Source organism: Pseudonocardia sp. (assembly GCF_050250275.1).
In the GTDB taxonomy this organism is placed as follows: domain Bacteria; phylum Actinomycetota; class Actinomycetes; order Mycobacteriales; family Pseudonocardiaceae; genus Pseudonocardia.
Genome location: NZ_JBFWOY010000002.1, coordinates 113,914 through 138,570, shown reverse-complemented (window position 1 = coordinate 138,570; position 24,657 = coordinate 113,914). Strand labels below are relative to the sequence as shown.

Below are 24,657 nucleotides of genomic sequence, written 5' to 3'. Positions count from 1 at the left end.
GACCCGCTCGCGGGACGGTCGGTGCGGGCGCCGGTCCGGTCGACCTGGGCGGGACCCGCCGCGCCCGCGGCACGGTCGTCGCCGTCGTTGTCGGGGCGGCCCGTCCCTCAGGCGAGCGCGGTGTCCAGCACGTTGTGCAGGATCGCCGCGCAGACCGGGTCGCCGAGCGCACCGTTGAAACACAGGGACGCCGCCGCGAAGGTCCAGCCACCGCCGGGATGGTCGAGGCGGCTCATCTGCGCGCCGAAGGGCGCCAGCCCCTCCGCGAACACGACGGCAGAACCTCCGTCGGGGACACGGTCGGTCTCCCATCCCGATGCAGCGATGTTGGCCGACACCGCGCCGAACTCGTCGCCGGCGGACAAGCCCGTCCCCGCCAGGAACGGGTGGCCCGGGTCCGTCACCCGGTAGCCGGTGAAGGTCAGGAACCCGTCCGGGGCGAAGTCGACGCCCAGCACGTCGCTCTCGGGACTGCCGTCCTCGCTCAGGATGTCGCGGGAGCCGTCCCGGCGCCGGAAGGTCAGCGCAGTGCCGTCCACCGACGGCACGACTCGCTCGTAGAGGCCGTTCCCGCCCGTGTACACGAGCCTGCCGCCGCCGAGGGTGTACTCGACGAACGCGGCGCGCATCGTGTCGGAGAGGTACTCGGGATGGGTGCAGAGCACGACTGCGCGGTAGTCGCTCAGCAGCGCTGTGCCCTGGTCGTGGAGGTCGCCGTCGGCCACACAGTCGTAGGCGAAGCCGGCCGCGCTCATCCACCGCATCAGCGCGAGGTCGGACTGCAGCAGGTGCGACACCGCACCGGTCTGCTCCACCTCGGCAGCAGTCGACGGCCGCAGGAACGTCAGGGTGCGCCGGACGCCGGCCTGCCCGTCGGTGTACTGGTCGTGCCCGCCCCAGGTGTTGTAGGCGTTGTAGGTGTAGGTGTAGGTGGGCACGATCACGAGAAGGTCCTGCTGGGACGCCGGGGGCCGCACCACGAAGGGGGCGTGCCGGGTCAGCCCGTCGGGCCCGACGAGCTCGACGTCGTAGACCCCCGACGTCCAGGAGTCGCCGACGACCGCACTGACGGCGACGGGGTAGCCGCAGCCGGTCGAGCGGTATCCGGGCCCTCCCCACCGAACGCCCACGCGTCGGGGCCGGAAGTGCCGTCACCCGCTTCGTAGTGGTGCCACCAGAGTGTCCCGTCGGCCCGGATGCCGTACAGGACGTCGTCGTAGCCGCCGAACACCCGCGGGTAGTCGTCGAATCCGTCGTGGACGACCGAGCCCGACCCGCTGCGCCAGGTGCCGGCGCCGTCGCCGCCATCGGGGTCGGTGAGGTCGTAGCACCACCAGCGGACGGTCCCGTCCCCGGAGACCGTGTACAGCTGCCCCTGCGCCCCGGCCAGCACGACCCGGAACGTGTGCCAGTCGGTCCCGATCTCGCGACCCACGCCGTTCGACCAACTCGTGCCGCCGGTCGTCCAGCCGGCGTGCCGGTACCAGCGGAGCGAGCCGTCGGCCTGGATCGCGTGAATGACACCCCGCCCAGCGGCGACGATGCGGACGAATCGTTGTGCCGGGTCGAAGGTCATCCTGGGCCCCCGTGGCGCCGTCGGAACGGGTGCTCCGAGAGTCCCACGGCCGACGGCGACGCGGTAGGAGCGGACGGCCGCCACCCGGACCTGCGGTCGGCCCACACGTGAGGTAGGCCTGGACGGATGCGACCCGACGTACCGACGACATTGTCGCGCCGGGCCAGGCTCGCCGTCGCGCTGACCTTCGCCGCCAACGGGTCCGTGTTCGGGTCGTGGGCCCCGCGGGTGCCCGAGGTGAAGGCCGCGCTCGACCTGTCCGACGGCCTGCTCGGGCTGGCGCTGCTCGCTCCGGGCGCCGGGTCGCTGCTGACGTTGCCGTTGGCGGGTGGGATCGCGGCCCGGTGGGGCAGCGGGCGGACGACGCGGTGGGCGTTGCTGGCGTTCTTCGCGTCGTCGCTGCCGATCGCGTGGGCGGCGGCCTCGGGCGGCGGCGTGACAGCCCTGTTCGGGGCGTTGCTGCTGTTCGGCGCCACGATGGGCGCCCTCGACGTGCTGATGAACGCCCAGGGGATCACCGTCGAGCAGGCCTACGGCCGGTCGGTGCTGTCGTCGTTCCACGCGGTGTTCAGCCTGGGGGCGCTCGGCGGGACCCTCGTCGGGAGCCTCGCCGCCGCGCACCACGTGCCGCTGCTGTGGCAGTTCGCCGTCCTGGGCGCGTTCTGGCTCGCCGTGGTGCTCCCGCTGTCGGCGGCGTTCCTGCCCGACCCACCCGTCCCCGACGACGCACCCCGCCCGCCGGTGTTCGCGGTGCCGCGCGGTCCGCTGGTCCCGCTGGCGGTCGCGGCGTTCGCGGTGCTGCTGGTGGAGGGGTCGACGGCGGACTGGTCGGCGGTGCTGCTGCGGGACTCCCTCGCCGCGGGACCGGCCGCGGCGGGAGCGGCGTTCGCGGCGTTCTCCGCGACGATGACGCTGGGCCGGCTCGTCGGCGACCGGGTCCTGACCCGGCTCGGGCGGCGCCGGGCGGTGCGGTCGTTCGCCGGGTTCGGTGCCGCCGGGCTGGCGGCGGGCCTGCTCGTCGCCGAAGCGGCCGGGCCGCCCGTGGCGGTCCCCGCGGCCGTCGCCGGGTTCCTGCTGCTGGGCGCCGGGATCTCGATCACGTTCCCGGCGCTGCTGGCCGAGGCCGGGGTGACCGGGCCCCGGGCGGCGCCCGCGCTGGCGGCGGTGTCGTCGGGCGGCTACTTCGGGTTCCTCGTCGGGCCGACCGTCATCGGCGGGCTCGCGGAGCTGACGTCGCTGCGGTCGGCGATCTGGTTCGTCGTCCTCATGGCGCTGCTGCCGGTGGTGCTGGTGCGCACCCGGGCCGCGCGGGCAGGCTGAACGCGTGACCGAGGTGTGCGGGGAGTGCGGCGCGGTGCGTGACACCGACGACCCGGCGACGGCGCTGTCGTGGTCGCGTGAACGCGAACCGGGCGACGAGGGCCCCGGCCGGCTGCTGTGCCCGGCGTGCGTGCGGGCCCACACCCGCGACATCGAGGCCCGGCTGCCGCCCGCCTGGTGGTCGTGATCGCCGGTGCCCGGTTCCCGGGGCGCCACCGCGTAAGTTGTGCTCATGCAATCCTGGGCTCCGGTCGACGTTCCCCGGCTCGAGGGCGGCGGGCCGCCGCTGCGCCTGTACGACACCTCCACCGGTCGCGTCCGCCCGACGGCGCCCGGCCCCGAGGCCACGATGTACGTCTGCGGCATCACCCCCTACGACGCCACCCACCTCGGCCACGCCGCCACCTACCTGGCGTTCGACCTGGTCAACCGGTACTGGAGCGACCTGGGCCACGACGTGCACTACGTGCAGAACGTCACCGACATCGACGAACCGCTGCTCGAGCGGGCCGCCCGCGACCAGGACGACTGGATCGTGCTGGGCATGCGGGAGACCGCCCTGTTCCGCGAGGACATGGAGGCGCTGCGCGTCCTCCCGCCGCGCCACTACGTCGGCGCGGTCGAGGCGATGGGGGAGATCTCGGACTTCGTCGCGAAGCTGCTGGCGGGCGGCAGCGCCTACCGCATCGACGACGCCGAGTTCCCCGACGTCTACTTCGACAGCTCCGCCACCGGCCACTTCGGCTACGAGTCCAACTACGACGAGGACACGATGCTGCGGCTGTCCCGGGAGCGCGGTGGCGACCCCGACCGGCCTGGCAAGCGCAACCCGACCGACGCGCTGCTGTGGCGGATGGCCCGCGAGGGCGAGCCGTCGTGGGAGTCCGAGCTCGGGGCGGGCCGGCCCGGCTGGCACGTGGAGTGCGCGGCGATCGCGCTCAACCGCCTCGGCGACCAGATCGACCTCAACGGCGGCGGTTCCGACCTGATCTTCCCGCACCACGAGTTCGGCGCCGCCCACGCCGAGGCGCTCACCGGTGCCCACCCCTTCGCCAGGCACTACGTGCACTCGGGCATGATCGGTCTCGACGGCGAGAAGATGTCGAAGTCGCGCGGGAACCTGGTGTTCGTCTCCAAGCTGCGCAACGCCGAGGTCGATCCGAGCGCGATCCGGCTGGCCCTGCTGTCGGGGCACTACCGCGACGACCGGCCCTGGACCGACGACCTGCTCGCCCAGGCCGGGCAGCGGCTCGCCCGGTGGCGCGAGGCCGTCGCCCTCGACGCCGGCCCGGACGCCACGGAGACGGTCGCGAACCTGCGCACCCACCTGGCCGACGACCTCGACACCCCGCGCGCCCTGGCCGCGGTCGACGCCTGGGCCGACGCGGCGCTGGAGCGTCGCGGCACCGACGCCTCGGCGCCCGGCGTCGTCCGCGCCGCGGTCGACGCGCTGCTGGGCGTCGCGCTCTGAGCAGTCCGATCCTGGTGGGAGGAGAACCCGATGGCACGCAACGTTCTCGGTGGTGAGCTCGCGACCTGCGGCACCGACCCGATGACCGGCTTCTACCGGACCGGCTGCTGCGACACCGGCGCGGAGGACGCCGGCGTGCACACGGTGTGCGCCAAGGTGACCGCCGAGTTCCTCGAGTACAGCAAGGCCGCGGGCAACGACCTGTCGACGCCCCGGCCCGAGTGGGGGTTCGCCGGCCTGCAGCCCGGGGACCGTTGGTGCCTGTGCGCCGACCGCTGGGCCGAGGCCCACGCGGCCGGGATGGCCCCGCCCGTCGTCCTGGAGGCCACCCACGCCCGCACCCTGGAATGGGTCGACCTCGCCGACCTGCAGGCGCACGCCGCGACCTGAACCGGGTCAGGCCTTCACGGTGTCGCCGGTGTCCTCCTCGCGGCGGGGCAGCGTCGGCGGGCCCACGAGCAGCAGCAACGCCGCCGGCACGATGAACGCCAGCGCCGCATCGGCGTGGTAGAGCGGCATGATCACGACGGGCGCGAGCGCGGCGACGCTGAACCGGAACGACTGCACCACCGACGTCGACCCGGCCGGGTTCGCCCCCGACGAGCGCAGCACCAGGGCGTTCACCCCCACCAGGACGAGCTGGCTCGACACCCCGCCGAGCGCCCACAGCACCCCGATCGCCCACACCACCGGGACCAGCCCGACCCCGGCGACGACCAGCGCGCCCAGCACGACCCCGGTGAGGATGCAGCGCCGCGGCCCCACCCTGTCCACGACCGACCCGATCAGCCGGGCGGTGAGGATCCCGGCGACGCCCAGCGCGGTGAGCAGCAGGCCGCGCTGCGCGGCGCCGAGGCCGAACGCGTCCTCCAGCCGTAGCGCGACCAGGAAGTTCAGGCCCGCCACACACCCCCAGCCCAGGCCGCCGACCAACCCGATCCGCAGCACGCGGACCCGCCACGCGCTGCGCAGCCGCGGTCTGGCCCGCGACGGCGGCCGCGGCGACGGCGGCAGCCCGACCGCGGCCAGGACCCCCGCGGCGATCGCGACCCCCAGGAACGCGTAGCGCCAGTCGAACTCGGCGGCGAGCCCGCCCAGCAGCGGCGCCGACGTCTGGCCCGCGGCCTGCAGCGACCCGTACCAGCCCAGTGACCGGCCCAGCGCGCCCGCTTTCGCCGTGCCGGCGACCACGGCCAGCAGCAGCGGCGTCGTGAACGCGTTGGCGGCGCCCTGCAACGCCCGCATGGCCAGGAACAGCGGCAGCGACGTCGCGAAGAACGCGACCAGCGACGACACCACGAACACCAGGTAGGCGGTGATGACGGCGCGCCGGAGCCCCCAACGTTCCCCCAGCGTCCCGGACACGAGCATCAGCGCCGCGAAGGGCACCAGATAGGCCGTCACCGACAGCGACGCCGTGCCCGCCGAGATGCCGAACCCCGCACCGAGCTCGGGCAGCATCGACACCGTGATGCCGCCGCCGAACGGGCCCATGAAGGCCCCGGCGAAGACCGCCCCCCGGGCGAGCCGCGACCGAAGACCCGGTGGCCGTCCCGCCGGTTCCTGCTCCCGGCGGGACCGCGACTCACACGGCGTGCCCGTCAGGAGCCCGAACCCCCCGAGCCGCGGCGGCGCAGGTAGCGCTCGAAGTCGGCGGCCAGCTCGTCGCCGCTGGCCTCCTTGAGTTCCGTCGCGGCCGCGCGCTCCTCCTCGACGGCCTGCTCCTCGAGCTGGCGGACGTACTCGCGGACCTCGTCGTCGGCCTCGGCCATCTCCGAGACCGTGCGCTCCCACTCCTCGGCCTGCTCGGGCAGCCCGCCGAGGGGCACCTCCACGTCGAGCACCTCCTCGACGCGGTGCAGCAGCGCCACCGCCGCCTTGGGCACCCGGGCCTGCGACACGTAGTGGGGCACCGACGCCCAGAACGACAGCGCCGGGACACCCGCCTCCACACACGCCTGGTGGAACACCCCGACGATCCCCGTCGGCCCCTGATAGGTCGACGGCTCGACGCGCAGCGCGTCGGCGGAGTCGCGGTCCCACGAGAACCCGGTCACCGGGGTGGGCCTCGTGTGCGGCGTCTCGGTCTGCATCGCCCCGAGCGTGATGACCTTCGTCACTCCGAGCACGTCGACGTAGTCGAGCAGCTCACCGCAGAACGACCGCCACCGCAGGTTCGGCTCGATCCCGTTGACGAGCACCACGTGGCGGCCCGTCCCCGGCAGCTCGGCCACCGAGAGCCGCGTCGTCTGCCACTCCACCCGCCTGCTCACCCCGTCGGTGAGGCGCACCAACGGCCGCGTGACCTGGAAGTCGTAATAGTCCTCGGGGTCGATCGAGTCCAATGGCGTGGCATCCCAGCTGAGCTCCAGGTGTTCCAGCGCCGTGCTGGCCGCCTCACCTGCGTCGTTCCAGCCCTCGAACGCAGCGATCATCACCGGCTCGGAGAGCTCGGGGAGATCGGGCCGTGGCCCGTCGTCCGGCACGCGATCGGTCATCGCGTCAGCCTACGGCGGACCGGGCCGCGACGACGGCCCGGCTAACCTTGTCGGCGTGCCTGCACAGAACCCGGACCGTCTGCACGATGGCCACGACACGTCTCTGCTCCACACGCTCGCGGAGCGTGTCGTCGTCGCGGACGGTGCGATGGGCACGATGCTGCAGGCCGCGGACCTGACCCTCGACGACTTCGCGGGCCTCGACGGCTGCAACGAGATCCTCAACGACACCCGCCCCGACGTCGTGCGCAGCATCCACACCGGCTACCTCGAGGCCGGCGCGGACGCCGTCGAGACCAACACGTTCGGGGCGAACCTGCCCAACCTCGCCGAGTACGACATCCCCGAACGCATCCGGGAGCTCGCCGAGAAGGGCGCCCGGCTGGCCCGCGAGGCCGCCGACGCGGCCTCCACCCCCGACCGGCCCCGCTACGTCCTGGGCTCGGTCGGGCCCGGCACGAAGCTGCCGACGCTGGGCCACGAGTCGTTCGCCCGGCTCCGCGACGCCTACGCCGAGTGCGGCGTCGGCCTGCTCGCCGGCGGCGCCGACGCGTTCGTCATCGAGACCTGCCAGGACCTGCTGCAGGTCAAGGCCGCCGTACTCGGCGTGAAGCGGGCCATGGCCGCCGAGGGCCGGCGCATCCCGATCATCACCCAGGTCACCGTCGAGACCACCGGCACGATGCTGCTGGGCAGCGAGATCGGCGCCGCCCTGACGGCGATCGAGCCGCTGGGCGTCGACCTCATCGGCCTCAACTGCGCCACCGGCCCCGCCGAGATGAGTGAGCACCTGCGGACGCTGTCCAAGCACGCCCGCATCCCGCTGTCGGTGATGCCCAACGCCGGCCTGCCCCAGCTCGGCCCGAACGGCGCGGTCTACCCGCTCTCGCCCGAGGAGCTGGCCGAGGCGCTGTCGACGTTCGTCCGCGACTACGGGCTGCGCCTCGTCGGCGGCTGCTGCGGCACCACCCCCGACCACGTCCGCGCCGTCGCCGACGCCGTCGCCGCGGCGCAGCCCGCGCGGCGCGACCCGCGCCCCGAGCCCGGCGTCAGCTCGCTCTACGCGTCCGTCCCGTTCCGCCAGGACACCTCGGTGCTCATGGTGGGGGAGCGGACCAACGCCAACGGCTCCAAGGCCTTCCGCGAGGCGATGATCGCCGAGCGCTGGGAGGACTGCGTCGCGATCGCCCGCGACCAGACCCGCGACGGCGCCCACATGATCGACCTCAACGTCGACTACGTCGGCCGTGACGGCGCCGCCGACATGGCCGAGCTCGCCGGCCGCCTCGCCACCGCGTCGACGCTGCCGATCATGCTCGACTCCACCGAGCCCGAGGTGCTGCAGGCCGGGCTCGAACGCCTCGGCGGGCGCTGCATCGTCAACTCCGTCAACTACGAGGACGGCGACGGCGAGGGCTCCCGCTTCCAGCGCGCCATGGCGCTGGTGCGCGAGCACGGTGCCGCGGTGGTCGCGCTGTGCATCGACGAGGAGGGCCAGGCCCGCACCGCGGACTGGAAGGTCCGCATCGCCGACCGGCTGATCACCGACCTCACCACGAACCACGGCATGTTCGTCGAGGACATCGTCGTCGACACGCTGACCTTCCCGATCACCACCGGTCAGGAGGAGGTCCGCCGCGACGCGCTGGAGACCATCGAGGCCATCCGCGAGCTCAAGCGCCTGCACCCGACCGTGCAGACGACGCTGGGCATCTCCAACGTCTCGTTCGGCCTCAACGCCGCCGCCCGCCAGGTGCTCAACTCGGTGTTCCTGCACGAGTGCGTGAACGCGGGCCTCGACACCGCGATCGTGCACGCGTCGAAGATCCTGCCGATGGCCAAGATCCCCGACGAGCAGCGCTCGGTGGCCCTCGACCTCGTCTACGACCGCCGCCGCGAGGGCTACGACCCGCTGTCGCGGTTCATGGAGCTGTTCGAGGGGGTGACCGCGTCGTCGGCGAAGGCCGGGCGCGCCGAGGAGCTGGCCGCGCTCCCGCTGTTCGAACGCCTCGAGCGGCGCATCGTCGACGGGGAGCGCCCCGGCCTGGAGGCCGACCTCGACCTCGCCCTCGACGAGCGGCCCGCCCTGGAGATCATCAACGACACCCTGCTCGCCGGCATGAAGACCGTCGGCGAGCTGTTCGGGTCCGGCCAGATGCAGCTGCCGTTCGTGCTGCAGAGCGCCGAGGTCATGAAGGCCGCCGTCGCCCACCTCGAACCGCACATGGAGAAGTCCGACTCCGCGGGCAAGGGCACGATCGTGCTGGCCACGGTCAAGGGCGACGTCCACGACATCGGCAAGAACCTCGTCGACATCATCCTGAGCAACAACGGCTACACGGTGGTCAACCTCGGCATCAAGCAGCCGATCTCGACGATCCTGTCCGCCGCCGAGGAGCACCACGCCCACGCCGTGGGCATGTCCGGGCTGCTGGTCAAGTCGACGGTGATCATGAAGGAGAACCTCCAGGAGATGAACTCCCGGGGGGTCGCGCAGAAGCTGCCCGTCCTGCTCGGCGGGGCCGCGCTCACCCGCTCCTACGTCGAGAACGACCTCTCCGAGGTCTACGACGGCCGCGTCTCCTACGCCCGCGACGCCTTCGAGGGCCTGCGGCTGATGGACGCCACGATGGCCCGCGCCCGCGGCGAGGCCCCCGCCGTCGACCCCGTCGAGGAGGCCAGGACCGCCGAGCGCAAGGCCCGCCACGAACGCTCCAAGCGGATCGCGGCCAAGCGCAAGGCCGCGGAGGCCGAGACCGCCGGGCCACTGCCCGAACGCTCCGACGTCGCCCTCGACAACCCGCTGCCAACACCCCCGTTCTGGGGCACCCGCGTCGTCAAGGGCATCGCCGTCGCCGACTACTCCGGGATGGTCGACGAACGCGCCCTGTTCCTGGGGCAGTGGGGCCTGCGCGGCGCCAAGGGCGGCTCCGGCCCGACCTTCGAGGAGCTCGTCGAGACCGAGGGCCGCCCGCGGCTGCGCTACTGGCTGGACCGGCTGGCCACCGAGGGCGTGCTGGGCAACGCCGCCGTCGTCTACGGGTACTTCCCGGCGGTGGCGGTGCGCGACGAGCTCGTCGTGCTCACCGAGCCGGACCCCGAGGCCCCCGAGCGGTACCGGTTCGCCTTCCCCCGCCAGCGGCGCGACCGCAACCTGTGCCTGGCCGACTTCTGGCGCCCGCGTGACGTCGCGATCGCCAACGGCGAGGTCGACGTGCTGCCGCTGCACCTGGTCACGATGGGCCAGCCCATCGCCGACTACGCGGGAGAGCTGTTCGCCAAGGACGCCTACCGCGACTACCTCGAGGTCCACGGGCTGAGCGTGCAGCTCACCGAGGCGCTCGCCGAGTACTGGCACAAGCGGATCCGCGAGGAGCTCACCTGGTCGACCGGGCGCACCCTCGCCGAGGAGGACCCCGCGAACGTCGAGGAGTTCTTCAAGCTCGGCTACCGCGGCGCCCGCTACTCGCTGGGCTACGGCGCCTGCCCGAACCTCGAGGACCGCACGAAGATCGTCGACATGCTCGAACCGGGTCGGATCGGGGTCGGGCTGTCCGAGGAGCTGCAGCTGCATCCCGAGCAGTCCACCGACGCGCTCGTGGCCCACCACCCCGAGGCGAAGTACTTCAATGCGGGCTGACCGCCCGGCCGCCGTCCTGTTCGACATGGACGGCACGCTGGTCGACTCCGAGAAGCTGTGGGACCGCTCGCTGGTCGACACCATGGCCTGGCTCGGCAGCGGGCCGCTGACCGACGAGGCCCGCCGCGAGACCGTCGGCGGGAACCTCGCGTTCAGCGTCGGGGTGCTGCTGCGGGAGGCCGGCGTCGAGGCCACCGCGCAACAGGTCACCGACACCGCCCGGCACCTCGTGGCGCGCACCGAGGAGCTGTTCCTGCGCGGGTTGCCGTGGCGGCCCGGGGCGCGGGAGCTGCTCGCCGCGCTCCACGACGCCGCCGTCCCGGCGGCGCTCGTCACCAACACCGGGCGCCGGCTCACCGACCTCGCGCTGCGCACCATCGGCGAGCAGTGGTTCGCGGCGACGGTGTGCGGCGACGAGGTCCCGCACGGCAAACCCGCCCCCGACGTCTACCTGCGGGCCGCCCACCTGCTCGGCGTCCCGGTGGGGGAGTGCCTGGCCGTCGAGGACTCCCCGACGGGCGCCGCCGCCGCCGACGCCGCGGGCGCCGTCGTGCTCGTCGTCCCCTGCGAGGTCCCCGTCCCCGGCGGGCCCCGCCGCGCCCGCCGCGACACCCTCGCCGGGCTCGACGTCGACGGCCTGGCCGCCCTGTTCGCCGACGTGCGGGAACGCACGAGCAGCCCCGCCCGCTGAGCCTCCGCTGCACGTACCGTTCGCCGCGAACACCCCAGCCGATACCCTCCTGACCTGGGGTTGGCCTGCCATCCGGCGCACGACGGCACCCGGTGGAAGCACGAGGGTCGCGTCGATTTCGTGGCCACCGCGACGACCCACGACACTGAGCACGGAAGGAGATACACCACGTGAAGACTTTCGACGGGCTCTACGCCGAGCTCAGTGAGAAGGCCGTGACGCGGCCCGACGGTTCGGGCACGGTCGCCGCCCTCGACGCCGGCGTCCACGCCCAGGGCAAGAAGCTGCTCGAGGAGGCCGGCGAGGTCTGGCTGGCCGCCGAGCACGAGTCCGACGACGCACTGGCCGAGGAGATCTCCCAGCTGCTCTACCGGGCGCAGGTGATCATGATCGGCCGCGGTATCACGCTCGACCACGTCTACAAGTACCTCTGACCGCCCGACCCACGCAGTTCGAAAGTAGGCACCCCGATGCTCCGCGTCGCGCTCCCGAACAAGGGCACTCTCGCCGAGCCCGCCAGCACCATGATGCGTGAGGCCGGCTACCGCCAGCGGTCCGACTCACGCGATCTCAGCATGGTCGACGAGGAGAACCAGATCGAGTTCTTCTACCTGCGGCCCAAGGACATCGCCACCTACGTCGGGTCCGGGGACCTGCAGCTGGGCATCACGGGGCACGACCTCATGGAGGAGTCCGGCAGCCAGGTGCAGCCGGTCCTCCCGCTCGGGTTCGGCGCGTCCAAGTTCCGCTTCGCGGTGCCGGCCGACGAGGACTGGGCCCTGGAGGACCTCGACGGCAAGACCATCGCCACCTCCTACCCGCGGCTCGTCCGGTCCCACCTGAGCGGCAAACGCATCGGCGCCAACATCATCAAGCTCGACGGCGCCGTCGAGATCTCGGTGCAGCTCGGCCTGGCCGACGCCATCGCCGACGTCGTCTCCTCCGGCCGCACCCTGCGCCAGCACGGCCTCAAGGTCATCGGCGACCCGATCGCCGAGTCGGAAGCCACCCTCATCGAGCGCGAGCCGCGCCTGGACCGGCACGAGGCCGACGACGTCAAGGCCGCCAAGCGGATCTTCACGGAGCGGCTGCGCGGCGTTGTCTTCGCCCGCAAGTACCTGATGCTCGACTACGACTGCCCCAAGGACGTGCTGTCCCAGGCCACCGCCATCACCCCGGGCCTGCAGTCGCCGACCATCGCCCCGCTGGAGCGCGAGGGCTGGGTCGCCGTCCGCTCCATGGTCACCAAGAACGAGTCCAACGCGGTGATGGACAAACTGGCCGCCGTCGGCGCCCGCGCGATCCTCACCTCGGAGATCCGCTCCTGCCGGGCGGTCACCTCCGCCGAGGACTGAACACCCCGGCCCCGCTCACCGGGGTCCGACCGTCAGGGCCTGCGTGGCGCGGCCGGTGTGCCCGGCCGCGTCGTACAGCACCGCCGACACCGTCCCCGCGCCCGTCGGCCCGATCACCGTCGCCGCGTCGACGCCCGTCCAGTCCCCGACGGGCGCCCGGTGCAGGTGCAGGCTCAGCTCGGTATTGACGAACAACCACTGCCGCAGGTCCAGCGGCGCCGCGATGCCGTTCGCCGAGTCGGCCGCCACCACCAGCCGCTGCAGCGGCGACGGATCCTCACCCGCCACCAACGGCACCCGCTGGCGCACCCACGCCCGGCCCGGGCCCGGCTCACCCAGCGCCCCCGCCAGCCAGCGCCACTCGATCATGTCCATGAACCCGGGCAGCCAGCCCTGCGGACGGGCCTCCTGCAGCACCGCGTCCTCCGGTCCCGCGATCGGCGGCGCCGCTCCCACCACGACCGCGCCCGTGTCGGCCGGCGCGAACCGCCACCCCCGCGCCTGCAGCACCGCCCGGCCACCGGCCAGCATCTCGGCCTGCAACAGCTCGATCCGCCGCCCCGGGCGCAGCACCCGGGCCCGCACCTCGACCTCACCCGCCGGGATCGGGCCCAGGACCTCGAGCGTCACCCTGGCCAACGCCAACGCGACGGCCGGGTCGGGCTGGGGCCACTGCTCCAACGCCCGCACCAGCAGTGCCGAGGGCGGCCCCGCGTGCTGCGCATCGGCGAACCACGGGCCGGTCGTCGAGTACGTGGCGTGGTACAAGCCCTTGTCCGGGTCGAGGGGGAGGTAGAACGGCTCCGGTTCGCTCACCCCCTGATCATGCGCCGTCGGCGGCACGCTCCGTGCCCGGGTCGGCCTCCGGCCAGCCCGGGTACGGCGGCGGCGTCCCACCCCACTCCGGGCAGATCGCCTTGTGCGCGCAGAACCGGCACGCCGACCCCCGGCGGGCAAGGAACTCGCCCGTCCGCCCCGCCTCCCGGATCGCCTCCCACAGCGCCGCCAGGATGCGCGTGAACCGCTCCAGCTCCCCCCGATCGGGGGCATAGCTCAACCACTCGCCCGAGCTCAGGTACAGCAGCCGCAGCTCACCCGGCACCACACCGCGCTCGTGCAGCAGCGCCAGCGCGTAGAACTTCAGCTGGAACATCGCCGACGCCTCACCGAACTCGTGCGGCGCCCGGCCGGTCTTGTAGTCGACGACCCGCAACCCGCCGTCGGGCAGTACGTCGACCCGGTCGACGACCCCGCGCAGCACCAACCCCCCGCCCAGGTCCGACTCGACGAGCAGCTCCACCGAGTCGGCCGTGACCGCACGCGGGTCCTCCAGCGCGAAGTAGGCCTCCACCAGCTCGTACGTCGAGGCGAGCCAGTCGGCGAAGCCGTACCGCTGCGACCCACCCTCGGCCGGCTCCTCGTCCGTCGGCCGCGGACCGAACAGCGCGTCGGCGATCCCGGGCCACGCGATGACGAGATCCACCCATGCCGGGCCGACCAGGGCTGCCGCCGCCGCGGGGGTGCGGTCGAGCGGGGGCAGCGCGTAGAGCCCCTCCAGGACCGCGTGCACGAGCGTGCCGCGCAGCTGGGCGTGCCCCGGCCGCTCGGGGATCCTGTCGACCGCCCGGTACCGGTAGAGCAGGGGACAGGTGCGGAAGTCGCCCGCCCGCGATGGTGACAGCGCCGGCCGCCGCCGAACCCGGGCGCCGTCGCCGCCCTCCTGCAGAGGATCCACCGGCAGGGCAGGAGCCGGGATCGCGACCGGACGCGGCACGGCCACGTCGACGGTGCGCACTCCCGGCTCGGTCACGGGACCACCGTATGCGGTCGTCCCGACACTCCCGGACACCGACGCCGCCCGGCGCCGAACCCGGTGCGCGGCCTCCGGCCGCTGTTGCGCCGGGCCCGCGGTGAGGCCGCGCGCAACCTCCCTGCTGCGTCGGGGCCTGCCGGCAGCAGTGGGGTTGCGCGCGATCCACCCGCCCGCAACCTCACGGTCGCCCGCAGCGCCGTCGACGACAGTGGGGTTGCGCGCGATCATCCGGCCGCAACCTGACCGTCGCGCGCAGCGCCGTCGACGACAGTGGGGTTGCGCGCCACGGTCCGGGCGTAGCGGGTGAGCGGTGACGGTCGGCTGCGGCGCGCAGCGGCCGAGGGGCCCGGCGTTCGGCCGGGGCGGGTCGCAGAACGGGCACCGGATACCGTTGCGCCCCGTGCCCGACCCCGCCCTGACCGATTCACCCGTCGCCGACCCACCCGTCGCCGGTCCTTCACTCGGTGACCCCTCACCCGGCGACCCGACACCCGGCGACGCCGTCGACCCCGCGTCCCACGAGCCGCCCCCCGGCGGCCGCACGCGCGGCGGGCCCTTCCGCGCGGGCGACCGGGTGCAGCTCACCGACCCGAAGGGCCGCAAGTACACGCTCCTTCTCGAGGAGGGCGGGCAGTACCACACCCACCGGGGCGGGCTCGCCCACGACGACCTCATCGGCAAGCCCGAGGGCAGCCTCGTCGTGTCACCGGTGGGCACCCCGTACCTGGCGCTGCGCCCGCTGCTCGCCGACTACGTGCTGTCGATGCCCCGCGGCGCCGCCGTCATCTACCCCAAGGACGCGGCCCAGATCCTGATGTGGGGCGACGTCTTCCCCGGGGCCCGGGTGCTGGAGGCCGGCGCCGGATCGGGTGCGCTCACGTGCTCGCTGCTGCAGGCGGTGGGGCCGCAGGGCAGCGTCGTGTCCTACGAGGTCCGCGACGACCATCTGCAACACGCCGAGAAGAACGTCGAGACTTTCTTCGGTTCGCGTCCCACGAACTGGACACTTCGCCTGGGTGATGTGAAGGACCACGACCCGGGTGCGGAGCAGTTCGACCGGGTCGTCCTGGACATGCTGGCGCCGTGGGAGGTGCTGGAGACCGTCCGTGCGGCGCTCGTCCCGGGCGGGGTCCTGGTCGGTTACGTTGCGACGACCACGCAGCTGTCGCGGCTCACCGAGGCGCTGCGCGAGATGCAGTGCTGGACCGAGCCGCAGTCGTGGGAGTCGCTGGTCAGGCCGTGGCACGTGGTCGGCCTGGCGGTGCGCCCGGAGCACCGGATGATCGGTCACACAGCGTTCCTGGTGACCGCGCGGCGGCTCGCCGACGGGGTGGCCCCGCCGCGTCCGCAGCGCAGACCGACCAGTCGTTGACGACGGACGGCGCAACGCCCGCCGTCGACCCGATTACTGGGTCAGGACAACGGCGTGACGTCAAGCTGCCGTCCGGCTGAGTGACGGATCACCGATTCGACGCAACACGCATCTCCCATCGCACCGGGTACCGTATGGAAACGGAACACGGAGGGAGGATGCCGTGAACCCCTACGACGGTCCCGGCAGGCACGGTGCGGGTGATCCGGGGGGCCTGACCCCCGCAGAGGCTGCCGCGCAGATCCGCTTCCTGGAAGAAGAGGTTGCGCTTCTTCGCCGGAAGCTCACCGAGTCTCCCCGGCAGGCACGCGTGCTCGAGCAGCGGTTGGCGGAGTCGGCCAGCCGGCTCTCCCAGCTCAGCGTGCGCAACGAGAAGCTGCAGGAAACGCTGCGCGAGGCGCGCACCCAGCTGGTCGCGCTCCGCGAGGAGGTGGAACGGCTGGCGCAGCCGCCGAGCGGCTACGGCGTGTTCCTCACCCGGTTCCCCGACGAGACGGTCGACGTCTTCACCTCGGGCCGTCGCATGCGGGTCGCGGTGTCCCCGGCGGTGGACACCTCCGAGCTGCGCGCGGGGCAGACGGTGCGGCTCAACGAGGCGCTCACGGTCGTCGAGGCGGGCGACTTCGAGCGGATCGGCGAGGTGTGCGCGCTGCGGGAGGTGCTGTCCGGTCCCACCGGGGACGGGCTGGCCGGCCGTGCGCTGGTCTCGGGCAACACCGACGAGGAGCGGGTCGTCTGGCTGGCGGCGCCGCTCACCCTCGAGTCCGACGACCCCGACTTCGTGCCGTTGAAGCCGGGCGACTCGCTGCTGGTCGACACCAAGGCCGGGTACGCCTACGAGCGGGTGCCCAAGGCGGAGGTCGAGGACCTGGTGCTGGAGGAGGTGCCCGACGTCTCCTACGAGGACATCGGCGGCCTGTTCCGGCAGATCGAGATGATCCGCGACGCCGTGGAGCTGCCGTTCCTGCACTCGGAGCTGTTCCGGGAGTACGAGCTGCGCCCGCCCAAGGGTGTGCTGCTCTACGGCCCTCCGGGCTGTGGGAAGACGCTGATCGCGAAGGCGGTCGCCAACTCGCTGGCCAAGAAGATCGCGGCGGCGCGCGGTGACGACCCGAACGAGGCCCGGTCGTTCTTCCTGAACATCAAGGGCCCGGAGCTGCTCAACAAGTTCGTCGGCGAGACCGAGCGGCACATCCGGCTCATCTTCCAGCGGGCCCGGGAGAAGGCGTCCGAGGGCACGCCGGTGATCGTGTTCTTCGACGAGATGGACTCGATCTTCCGGACGCGTGGTTCGGGTGTGTCCTCCGACGTCGAGACGACGATCGTGCCGCAGCTGCTGGCGGAGATCGACGGTGTGGAGGGCCTGGAGAACGTCATCGTCATCGGTGCCTCCAACCGTGAGGACATGATCGACCCGGCGATCCTGCGCCCGGGCCGGCTCGACGTGAAGATCAAGGTCGAGCGTCCCGACGCCGAGGCGGCCAAGGACATCTTCTCCAAGTACCTGACCGAGACGCTGCCGATCCACGTCGACGACGTGGCGGAGTTCGCCGGCAGCCGCAAGGCGACGGTGGACGCGATGATCCAGCGCGTCGTGGAGCGGATGTACGACGAGTCGGAGGAGAACCGCTTCCTGGAGGTCACCTACGCCAACGGTGACAAGGAGACCTTGTACTTCAAGGACTTCAACTCGGGCGCGATGATCCAGAACATCGTCGACCGGTCGAAGAAGTCGGCGATCAAGTCGGTGCTGGAGACGGGCCAGCCGGGCCTGCGGGTCCAGCACCTGCTCGACGCCATCGTCGACGAGTTCGCGGAGAACGAGGACCTGCCCAACACCACCAACCCCGACGACTGGGCCCGGATCTCGGGCAAGAAGGGCGAGCGGATCGTCTACATCCGCACGCTGGTCACGGGGAAGAACACGGAGACGAGCCGGGCGATCGACACGGCGTCGAACACCGGCCAGTACCTGTAGAAGCGGTGCGCATCGGGGCCCGCCGGACGTGTTCCGGCGGGCCTCCCGCGTGTGCGGGTCAGGTCCGCAACAGGGTCAGTGACACGTCGACCTCGACGTCGCGGCCGATGAGGCCGGGGCCGCGGCGGATGCCGGCGGCGACCCGGTCGACGGTGAGCCGGGCGGTGACCAGGACCACGGACCGGCCCGCGTCGACGGTGACGACGTCGGCGACGACGGGGGTGTCGGTGCCGCGCACGCGCAGCTGTCCGTCGGCCGTCGCGGTGCCGTCGGCGAGCTCGCCCGACCAGCTCAGGACGGGGAACCGGACGGCGTCGAGGAACCGTGGGCCGCGGACGTCGACGTCACGGCGGCGTCGTGCCGTGGTGAACGATGCGGCGTCGAGGTCGACCCGGACCCGGGCGCGGCCCTCGGCGACCTCGACGTCGCCCTCGGTGACGGCGAACGTGCCGTCGACGACGAGGAGGCCGAGCGAGGTGACGCGGAACGCGACGGTGCTGCGGGTCGGCGCGACGCGGTAGTGGCCCGGGGCGACCCCTCGCACCCCGGACCCACCCCGCGCCGCGAGCGGCACGGCCCCACCCCCCGCCGCGAGCGGCACGGCCCCACCGCGCGCTGCAGCCGGCGCCGCCACATGGCGCGCCGCGGTCGGCGCCGTAGCGTGCCGGGTGGTCACGACGTCACCGCCGTGACCTCGAAGATCTCGACGTGGTCGGGGCCGGGCAGCAGCGCGGGGTCCTCCCCGGGCAGCAGCTCCGCCTCCGCGATGGCCCGGAAACCGTCCTGCAGCGTGGGCTGGTCGACCGCCATGACGACGACGGTCTTGCGACACCGGTCGGGCTGCCACAGCCGCAGCACCCGCCCGGTGGTGGTGGCGCGGGCGGCCATCAGCGGCCCGATGCGGTCACGGTCGGCGCGGTCCGCGGCCTCCCGGACGGCAGGTGACATCGGCCCGGTGAACGTCACGACGCATGCGACGGCGGGCTTCGTGCCGGGCGGGCCGAGCGCCTCGTCGGTCTCGACGGCCCAGTGGTCGGTGCCCGCGGCGTCACCGGGGTAGAGGCGTAGGACGACGTCGCGGGGTCCCGCGATCTGGCGTAGGGCGAACTCCTCGTCGGCCGGTGCGGCGGGCGTCGCGTCGGTGGGCAGGATCGTGGCGTACACGGGCGGACCTCCTGGTGCCGGTCGGGGCGTCGGCCCCGCTGTCGTGCACCTACGGTCGCCCTCGCGGGTAGCGACGGGATCCGTGCTGGTACGTATCCGGCTACCGAGCTGGCCCGTGTTCGGCGACCCAGCCCGCCACCTGCGCCCGCCGGGCGAGCCCGAGCTTGCCGAGCACGTTGGCGACATGGGTCTCGACGGTCCGCTCGGACAGGACGAGCTGGGTCGCGATGTCGCGGTTGGTGCGGCCCTCGGCGAGCATCGCGGCGATCTCGCGTTCCCGCGGGGTGAGGCCGATGCGTTCGCTGCGGGCGCGGGTGATCGCGGCGAGCGCGGCGTCGGCCCGGCGCAGCGCGTCGGGCATGCCGATCCGCCGCGCGGTGGCGGCGGCCCGGGTGGCGTGGGCGGCGGCGGTGTCGAGGTCGGGGCCGGCGGACCGGTCGGTCAGCAGCAGCTCGGCGAGGCGCAGCTCGGACAGGGTGCGGTAGGGCAGCGCGCCGGCGCGGTCCTCGGCGGCGAGGGCGTCGGCGAAGTGGCGGCGGGCGGCGTCGGTGAGCCCGGCGGCGTCGGCGGCGTGTCCGAGGGCTCGTGACACCGAGCCGTCGCACCGCACCGATCCGGAGCCCCCCGCGACGAAGTAGCCGGCGTACGGGGTGAGGGCGTCGTGGCACCACAGCCCGACGTCGGCGTCGCCGAGGCCGGCCGCGAGCTCCGCCGCGTCGCAGACCGTCGGGAGCCAGCGGCCGTCGCGGGACAGGTCGGGCAGGACGGCCGCGATCTGGGCCAGTCGGGAACGGGCGGCGGGTTCGTCGCCCACGGCGAGTTGCGCCACCCCCACCGCCGACCAGAAGATCGGCAGGCTCTCGGCGGCGTGGGAGGCGGCGAAGACGGGCACCATCTCCGCCGAGCGGCCCTGCAGGCGGCGCAGCTCGGCGCGCAGCGCGCCGTCGATGGCGATCGCGCTGGCGTCCTCGGTGCGCCGGGCCCAGTCGAGTGCGGTGTCGGCCTGGCGCTCGCACTCCCCGAGCCGGCCCTGCAGCAGTGCGATGGCCGCGGCGACGCGGTGGCGGTGCCAGTGCGCCAGCGGCCAGCCGAGCCGGTCGGCGACGACGGCGAGCCGCGCGAGCTCGGTCTCGGCGACGGCGACGCGCCCCAGCTGGAACGCGGCGTCGATCCGCCACAGGGTGCCCCACAGGGGTGCGTCGGGCGGGCGGGGCAGCTCGGCCATGCGACGGGCGATGTCGAGGCGTTCGGCGACGCCGTCGGGGCCGCTCGCGGCGTGCTGCCGGGCCCGCAGGGTGTCGAAGAGCGCGAGGGGGTCACCGGATCGTTCGGCGAGCCGGAACGCCTCCGCGGGGTCGTCGCCGAGCTCGTCGAAGCCGATGACCTCGGCGGCGGCGAGGGTGTGCTGGGCCAGGACGCGGGCGCGGGTGGCGTCGTCGTCGGGGGCGTGGGCCGCGAGTTGGGGCAGGGCGCGGCGGGCCAGGTCGAGGACCGTGGCGTTGACGGCCCCGCCGAGACCCCGGACGACCAGGCTCGCGCGGGCGAGGGCGTCGGCACGCTCCGCGCCGCCCAGGTCGGGTCCCTCGGCGAGGTCGGCCACGGCCGTGCAACGGGCCAGCGCCGCCTCGGCGAGCCCGGCGGCGAACTCCGCCTCGGCGGCGGCGAGCTGCAGGGCGCACCGGTCGGCGACGGGCACGCCGGGCAGGGCGAGCGCGGCGTCGAGCACGGCGACGGCCCGGTCGGGCGTGGCGCGCGCCGCGGCGGCCGCGTCGAGGCAGGCGCCCACGGCTGCGGCGCGGCCGGCGGCGTCGGTCACGCAGGCCAGCAGGTGGGTGACGACGTCGCCGCCCATCGCCCCGGCCGCGACGGCGGCCGCGGCGGCGCGGTGCCCGGCGAGCCTGCGCGCGGCGGGCAGCCCCTCGTGCACGGCGTCGCGCAGCAGGGCGTGGGGGAAGGTGTGCCGGTCGGGGGCGGGCCCGGCGGCGACGAGGAGCCCGGCGGCGACGGCCTCGTCGAGCGCGGCGAGGGCGGTGTCGGTGTCGTGACCGCAGAGGGCGGCGAGCTCGGCGCACCCGGCGTCGCCGCCGGCGATCGCGGCCGCTCCGACGGCGTCACGAGCGGCGGGGGAGAGCCGGGCGAGCCGGTCGGCGGTGATGTCGGCGAGGCTCGCCGGCACGCCGAGGGGCCAGCCGGGGCCGGCCGGCGGGTCGGCGGCGATCCCGGCCGCGCGCAGGCTCGCGGTGAGCTCGCGGACGTGCAGCGGCACCCCACCGGAGGTGCGCAGCAGCACGGGGTGCCATCCGGGGTGGACGTCGGCGGCGACGGCGGCCACCTCCGTCCCGGTCCACGCGGCGAGGTCGAGCCGCCGGGCCCCTGCCCGGTCGAGCGCGACGAGCCCGCTGCGCAGGACCGGCGTCCGTTCGGTACTGCGGTAGGTGGCGACGGCCAGCACGCCGGGCCGCCCGGTGAGATGGGCCAGCAGCGCCAGCGTGGCCTCGTCGGCCCAGTGCAGGTCCTCCAGCACGACGAGCACCCCGCCGGGCCGGTCGGCCAGGCCACGGGCGACGGCCTCGAAGGCCCGCAGCCGGTGTCCGAGCAGGGCGGCGGGGTCGCCGTCGGCGGTGGGGAGGGCCGCGAGGACGTCGTGTTCGGGGCGCCCGTGCAGGGCCTGCCACCACGGCCACAGCGGTGGGGTGCCGACCCCGGGGTCGGCGCGGCCGGTGAGCACGGGCACGTCCGCCGCACGGGCGAGTCCGGCGACGGCCGCGGCGAGGGTCGTCTTCCCGATCCCGGGCTCACCCGCGAGCAGCACGGTCGCCCCGACGCCGCCGCGGACCGCGTCGAGGGCCGCGGCGAGCGCGGTCATCTCGGCGGTGCGGCCCACGAGGGTGTCCACGTGCGGCATGCCGGGAAGCATGGCAGGTGTCCGATCCGTTCACGACGATCCGGCGGGGCGCCTCCTACCGTCTGCGGCCATGAGCATCTCCGCACGGCTGCACGTCATCGGCATCATCACCGCGGACATGACCGCGGCGCTGGCCTTCTACCGGATGCTGGGCGTCGAGGTCCCGGCCGACGCCGACGCGGAACCGCACGTCGAGGCGGTCCTGCCCGGTGGGTTGCGGTTGGCGTTCGACACCGAGGCGACGATCGGCTCGTTCGTCCCCGGGTTCACCCCGCCCCCGCCGGGGGGCCGGATCGGGCTGGCGTTCCTGCTGGACGATCCCGCCGCGGTCGACGCCGCCTATGCCGAGCTGACGACGGCGGGCCACCACGGCGAGCTGGAGCCCTTCGACGCGTTCTGGGGACAGCGGTATGCGACCGTGCTGGACCCGGACGGCAACGGCGTCGACCTGTTCGCCCCGCTGCCCGCCTAGCGGCGCCGCGCGCCCGGCCGAGCGGGGAGTCCGGGCGAAGGGGTGGTCGGCGGGCGGGGCGACGGTCCGCACCGCGCCGGTTCACGGCGTCGTCGGCTCGGCCGCCCGGTCGCGCCCGTTCAGCTCGGCGTTGATGCGCCGGGCCTCCTCCAGCTGGTCCTCGAGGATGACGATGCGGCAGGCCGCGTCCAGGCCCAGCCCTTCGTCGACCAACGTGCGTACTCGCGCGGCCAGTCTCAGCTGATAGCGGGAGTAGCGGCGGTGCCCCCCGGCCGAGCGCTGCGGCACGAGCAGCTTCACTTCGTCGAGACTGCGCAGGAAACCTGCGGTGGCTCCGAGCATTTCCGCGGCACGACCCATCGTGTATGCGGGGTAGTGCTCGTCGTCGAGCCGGTCGGTCGCGCTTCCAGGGTTTGGGGCCATCGCGCCTCCACGGACGAGGGGCCCCGGTGCAGTCGCACCGGGGCCCCAGGGATTCAGCTACTCATCACCATCGACCGGCATCGGAATGCCGGCTCCTCGACCCGCAGAACTCGGAAACCGTTCGTGCGGGTACTGGTCCGCGTGAAATCCGATATCCACCTTCCGTTCCATACAGGCCGGGGTACCCGTCGCCGCGCGATGCGTGCGGCGGGTCTGACAGCGAGTGCTCTCCTTCTCCTCAGTGTTGCTGACTTGCTGGTGTTGCTGACTTGCTGGTGTTGCTGACTTGCTGGTGTTGCTGACTTGCTGGTGTTGCTGACTTGCTGGTGTTGCTGACTTGCTGGTGTTGCTGACTTGCTGGTGTTGCTTCGCGGGTAGTTACGTCATCTCCCGCGCCTCTGGACCTCGTCTCTCGACGAACGCGACACTACACACGCCAGTCGAAGGATGTCTACCTCCGCGGCATGAGATTTTCTTGCACCGCCTCACTGGACATCCTCCTGCGGCGGAGTGGCCGGGCAGCGGCGGCGCCGACAGGGGGCGCCCGCACGCGTGACGGCGTCGACCTGCCCGCAACGGCGCCCCGGCTAGGGGCGCAGCGTGCCGACGGTGACGCCGGCCAGGTCGCGGACCTCGCGGCTGAGGTGGGGCTGGTCGGCGTAGCCGGCGTGGGCGGCGACGTCGGCGGGGGCGCGGCCGGCGGCGAGCAGGGCGACGGCGACCCGGAAGCGCAGTACCCGGCGCAGGGTGGCGGGTCCGTAGCCGAACGCGGCGGCGGCGCGCCGGTACAGGGTGCGGAGGGTCCAGCCCATCGTGTCGGCGGTGTCGGCGACGCTGCGACCGGCGGCGATGTGGCGGGCGGCGGCGCGCACCGCCGGGTCGGGGGCGCCGTGCTCGGCGCGCAGGCGGCGGGCCAGGTCGGCGAGGGCGGCGAGGGGGTCACGGCCGTCGTCGACCGCGGCGGCGGTACGCCGGGCCGCGGTGGGCGCGAGCTCGGTGAGGGGGACCCGCAGGTTGCGCAGCTCGGTGGCGGGGACGCCCAGCAGTGCGGGGGCGGCGCCGGGATGCAGCCGCAGGCCGTGGGTGAGGCTGCCGGGGGAGCGGTGGACGGGGTGGGCGGTGGTGTCCGGGCCGGCGACGACGACATGGCCGTCGATCCACATGAGGTCCATGCAGCCGTCGGGCAGGACGTTGCCGTCGACCGGTGTGGCGTCGGCTGGCACGCCGGCGCGCCAGCCGCACTCGACCTCCGAACGCAGCGACGGCGGTGCCGGGAGCTCGCGGTATCCGGTCACGGGGTGACCGTAGCCGGGTGCAGCCCGGCACCGCCGGAGCGCTGCAGGGAGGACGGGGTCGTGCCGGGGGTCAGGCGGTCCGGAGGACGGCTTCGACCTCGAGGGTGACCTGGACCTTCTCGCCGACCACGACGCCGCCGCCGTCGAGGGGCATCGCGATGTCGACGCCGAAGTCGTTGCGGTTGATGGTGATGTTCGCGCTGAAGCCGACGCGGGTGCCGCCGAAGGGGTCGGGGCCGAAGCCACCGATCTCGACGTCGAGGGCGACGGGCCTGGTGACGCCCTTGATGGTGAGGTCACCGTCGACGATGAGGCCGTCGCCGCCGGCGCGGACGGCGGTGGAGCGGAAGGTCCACCGGGGGTGGGCCTCGGTCTGGAAGAAGTCGGCGGAGCGGATGTGGGCGTCGCGCTGCTCGTTGTTGGTGTCGATGGAGTCGGCGTCGATGGTGACCTCGACGGCGGAGGTCTCGACGGTCTCACCTGTTGTGATGACACCGCTGAATGTCCCGAAGCGTCCCTTGACCTTGCTGACCATCATGTGGCGGACACTGAAGGAGATGTCCGAGTGCGACGTGTCGATGTCCCAGACACCCGCGATGTAGCCGGGGATTTGCGTGGTGGCGGCAGTCATGTCGTCCTCCGTATAATTTGTTGAGCGCTCATCTGTTGAGAGTCACGCTAGAC

General features: G+C 73.5%; 22 protein-coding genes and 1 pseudogene. 11 read left to right on the top strand and 12 right to left on the bottom strand.

The genetic code is table 11. The annotated features are described in order from the left end of the window. Nucleotides 1-107: 107 nt before the first annotated feature. Nucleotides 108-1,130, bottom strand: coding sequence for a N,N-dimethylformamidase beta subunit family domain-containing protein (locus tag AB7F12_RS02735; protein WP_428498110.1), 1,023 nt, complete (start codon nt 1,128-1,130; stop codon nt 108-110). Nucleotides 1,131-1,162: 32 nt separating this feature from the next. Continuing rightward, nucleotides 1,163-1,576: pseudogene (locus tag AB7F12_RS02730) on the bottom strand (tachylectin-related carbohydrate-binding protein); the annotation flags it as partial. Between the two features lie 126 nt (nt 1,577-1,702). Here AB7F12_RS02730 and AB7F12_RS02725 point away from each other — a divergent pair. From AB7F12_RS02725 to AB7F12_RS02710, 4 genes are read left to right on the top strand one after another with little or no spacing between them, the layout of a single operon-like run. Beyond that, nucleotides 1,703-2,896, top strand: coding sequence for an MFS transporter (locus AB7F12_RS02725; protein ID WP_428516281.1), 1,194 nt, complete (start codon nt 1,703-1,705; stop codon nt 2,894-2,896). Between the two features lie 4 nt (nt 2,897-2,900). After that, nucleotides 2,901-3,083 (top strand): hypothetical protein, encoded by a 183-nt coding sequence (locus AB7F12_RS02720; protein ID WP_428498108.1) that lies wholly within the window; start codon nt 2,901-2,903, stop codon nt 3,081-3,083. A gap of 45 nt (nt 3,084-3,128) precedes the next feature. Further along, nucleotides 3,129-4,367: a cysteine--1-D-myo-inosityl 2-amino-2-deoxy-alpha-D-glucopyranoside ligase gene (mshC, locus tag AB7F12_RS02715; RefSeq protein ID WP_428498107.1), complete on the top strand. Its 1,239-nt coding sequence runs from the start codon at nt 3,129-3,131 to the stop codon at nt 4,365-4,367. A gap of 30 nt (nt 4,368-4,397) precedes the next feature. Next, nucleotides 4,398-4,757, top strand: coding sequence for a DUF2237 family protein (locus AB7F12_RS02710; protein WP_428498106.1), 360 nt, complete (start codon nt 4,398-4,400; stop codon nt 4,755-4,757). 6 nt (nt 4,758-4,763) lie between these two features. Here the strand turns inward: AB7F12_RS02710 and AB7F12_RS02705 are convergent, their stop codons facing one another. Together AB7F12_RS02705 and AB7F12_RS02700 are read right to left on the bottom strand one after the other, a co-directional pair. Next, nucleotides 4,764-5,972 (bottom strand): MFS transporter, encoded by a 1,209-nt coding sequence (locus AB7F12_RS02705; protein WP_428498117.1) that lies wholly within the window; start codon nt 5,970-5,972, stop codon nt 4,764-4,766. Continuing rightward, nucleotides 5,969-6,865 (bottom strand): PAC2 family protein, encoded by an 897-nt coding sequence (locus AB7F12_RS02700; protein WP_428498105.1) that lies wholly within the window; start codon nt 6,863-6,865, stop codon nt 5,969-5,971. The genes AB7F12_RS02705 and AB7F12_RS02700 overlap by 4 nt, the downstream gene beginning before the upstream one ends. Nucleotides 6,866-6,920: 55 nt before the next feature. On the opposite strand from AB7F12_RS02700, the gene metH reads away from it, so the two are divergent. From metH to hisG, 4 genes are all read left to right on the top strand, one after another. Then, nucleotides 6,921-10,505, top strand: coding sequence for a methionine synthase (metH, locus tag AB7F12_RS02695; protein WP_428498104.1), 3,585 nt, complete (start codon nt 6,921-6,923; stop codon nt 10,503-10,505). Further along, nucleotides 10,495-11,196, top strand: coding sequence for an HAD family hydrolase (locus tag AB7F12_RS02690; RefSeq protein ID WP_428498103.1), 702 nt, complete (start codon nt 10,495-10,497; stop codon nt 11,194-11,196). Before metH ends, AB7F12_RS02690 begins: the two co-directional genes overlap by 11 nt. Nucleotides 11,197-11,366: 170 nt before the next feature. Then, a complete protein-coding gene (locus AB7F12_RS02685) occupies nt 11,367-11,630 on the top strand; it encodes a phosphoribosyl-ATP diphosphatase (protein WP_428498102.1) in 264 nt (87 codons plus the stop codon). A 36-nt stretch (nt 11,631-11,666) separates the two neighbouring features. Then, on the top strand, nt 11,667-12,551 hold the full coding sequence (hisG, locus tag AB7F12_RS02680) for an ATP phosphoribosyltransferase (RefSeq protein WP_428498101.1): 885 nt from the start codon (nt 11,667-11,669) through the stop codon (nt 12,549-12,551). Nucleotides 12,552-12,566: 15 nt separating this feature from the next. Here hisG and AB7F12_RS02675 read toward each other — a convergent pair whose 3' ends face one another. Both AB7F12_RS02675 and AB7F12_RS02670 read right to left on the bottom strand, forming a co-directional pair. Beyond that, nucleotides 12,567-13,367, bottom strand: a complete 801-nt coding sequence (locus AB7F12_RS02675; RefSeq protein WP_428498100.1) for a thioesterase family protein — start codon at nt 13,365-13,367, stop codon at nt 12,567-12,569. 7 nt (nt 13,368-13,374) lie between these two features. Further along, nucleotides 13,375-14,286 (bottom strand): RecB family exonuclease, encoded by a 912-nt coding sequence (locus tag AB7F12_RS02670; protein WP_428498116.1) that lies wholly within the window; start codon nt 14,284-14,286, stop codon nt 13,375-13,377. A gap of 478 nt (nt 14,287-14,764) precedes the next feature. Here AB7F12_RS02670 and AB7F12_RS02665 point away from each other — a divergent pair, with 478 nt between their 5' ends. Both AB7F12_RS02665 and arc read left to right on the top strand, forming a co-directional pair. Beyond that, nucleotides 14,765-15,736, top strand: coding sequence for a tRNA (adenine-N1)-methyltransferase (locus AB7F12_RS02665; protein WP_428498099.1), 972 nt, complete (start codon nt 14,765-14,767; stop codon nt 15,734-15,736). 163 nt (nt 15,737-15,899) lie between these two features. Further along, nucleotides 15,900-17,714, top strand: coding sequence for a proteasome ATPase (gene arc, locus AB7F12_RS02660; RefSeq protein WP_428498098.1), 1,815 nt, complete (start codon nt 15,900-15,902; stop codon nt 17,712-17,714). Between the two features lie 58 nt (nt 17,715-17,772). Here the strand turns inward: arc and AB7F12_RS02655 are convergent, their stop codons facing one another. From AB7F12_RS02655 to AB7F12_RS02645, 3 genes are all read right to left on the bottom strand, one after another. Then, nucleotides 17,773-18,258 (bottom strand): YceI family protein, encoded by a 486-nt coding sequence (locus AB7F12_RS02655; RefSeq protein WP_428498097.1) that lies wholly within the window; start codon nt 18,256-18,258, stop codon nt 17,773-17,775. Between the two features lie 128 nt (nt 18,259-18,386). Next, the gene (locus tag AB7F12_RS02650) at nt 18,387-18,878 is read right to left on the bottom strand and encodes a hypothetical protein (protein WP_428498096.1); all 492 of its coding nucleotides are present in this window, start codon (nt 18,876-18,878) and stop codon (nt 18,387-18,389) included. Nucleotides 18,879-18,978: 100 nt separating this feature from the next. Next, the gene (locus AB7F12_RS02645) at nt 18,979-21,783 is read right to left on the bottom strand and encodes an AAA family ATPase (RefSeq protein WP_428498095.1); all 2,805 of its coding nucleotides are present in this window, start codon (nt 21,781-21,783) and stop codon (nt 18,979-18,981) included. 70 nt (nt 21,784-21,853) lie between these two features. Between AB7F12_RS02645 and AB7F12_RS02640 the strand changes: the two genes are divergently transcribed. Next, nucleotides 21,854-22,255: a VOC family protein gene (locus AB7F12_RS02640; RefSeq protein WP_428498094.1), complete on the top strand. Its 402-nt coding sequence runs from the start codon at nt 21,854-21,856 to the stop codon at nt 22,253-22,255. An 81-nt stretch (nt 22,256-22,336) separates the two neighbouring features. Here AB7F12_RS02640 and AB7F12_RS02635 read toward each other — a convergent pair whose 3' ends face one another. From AB7F12_RS02635 to AB7F12_RS02625, 3 genes are all read right to left on the bottom strand, one after another. Next, complete coding sequence (locus AB7F12_RS02635) at nt 22,337-22,678, bottom strand: MerR family transcriptional regulator (protein WP_428498093.1); 342 nt, start codon at nt 22,676-22,678, stop codon at nt 22,337-22,339. 587 nt (nt 22,679-23,265) lie between these two features. Beyond that, nucleotides 23,266-23,973 (bottom strand): DUF6597 domain-containing transcriptional factor, encoded by a 708-nt coding sequence (locus AB7F12_RS02630; RefSeq protein WP_428516283.1) that lies wholly within the window; start codon nt 23,971-23,973, stop codon nt 23,266-23,268. Between the two features lie 70 nt (nt 23,974-24,043). Then, entirely contained in the window at nt 24,044-24,604 is a 561-nt protein-coding gene (locus tag AB7F12_RS02625) for a YceI family protein (protein ID WP_428498091.1), read from the bottom strand. Nucleotides 24,605-24,657 lie beyond the last annotated feature (53 nt).

Bases quoted from the DNA above. Each gene is read 5' to 3' on its own strand.
- AB7F12_RS02725 (WP_428516281.1), top strand. From the start codon at position 1,703: ATGCGACCCGACGTACCGACGACATTGTCGCGCCGGGCCAGGCTCGCC.
- mshC (WP_428498107.1), top strand. From the start codon at position 3,129: ATGCAATCCTGGGCTCCGGTCGACGTTCCCCGGCTCGAGGGCGGCGGG.
- AB7F12_RS02710 (WP_428498106.1), top strand. From the start codon at position 4,398: ATGGCACGCAACGTTCTCGGTGGTGAGCTCGCGACCTGCGGCACCGAC.
- AB7F12_RS02700 (WP_428498105.1), bottom strand. From the start codon at position 6,865: ATGACCGATCGCGTGCCGGACGACGGGCCACGGCCCGATCTCCCCGAG.
- AB7F12_RS02690 (WP_428498103.1), top strand. From the start codon at position 10,495: ATGCGGGCTGACCGCCCGGCCGCCGTCCTGTTCGACATGGACGGCACG.
- hisG (WP_428498101.1), top strand. From the start codon at position 11,667: ATGCTCCGCGTCGCGCTCCCGAACAAGGGCACTCTCGCCGAGCCCGCC.
- AB7F12_RS02645 (WP_428498095.1), bottom strand. From the start codon at position 21,783: ATGCCGCACGTGGACACCCTCGTGGGCCGCACCGCCGAGATGACCGCG.
- AB7F12_RS02640 (WP_428498094.1), top strand. From the start codon at position 21,854: ATGAGCATCTCCGCACGGCTGCACGTCATCGGCATCATCACCGCGGAC.
- AB7F12_RS02635 (WP_428498093.1), bottom strand. From the start codon at position 22,678: ATGGCCCCAAACCCTGGAAGCGCGACCGACCGGCTCGACGACGAGCAC.
- AB7F12_RS02625 (WP_428498091.1), bottom strand. From the start codon at position 24,604: ATGACTGCCGCCACCACGCAAATCCCCGGCTACATCGCGGGTGTCTGG.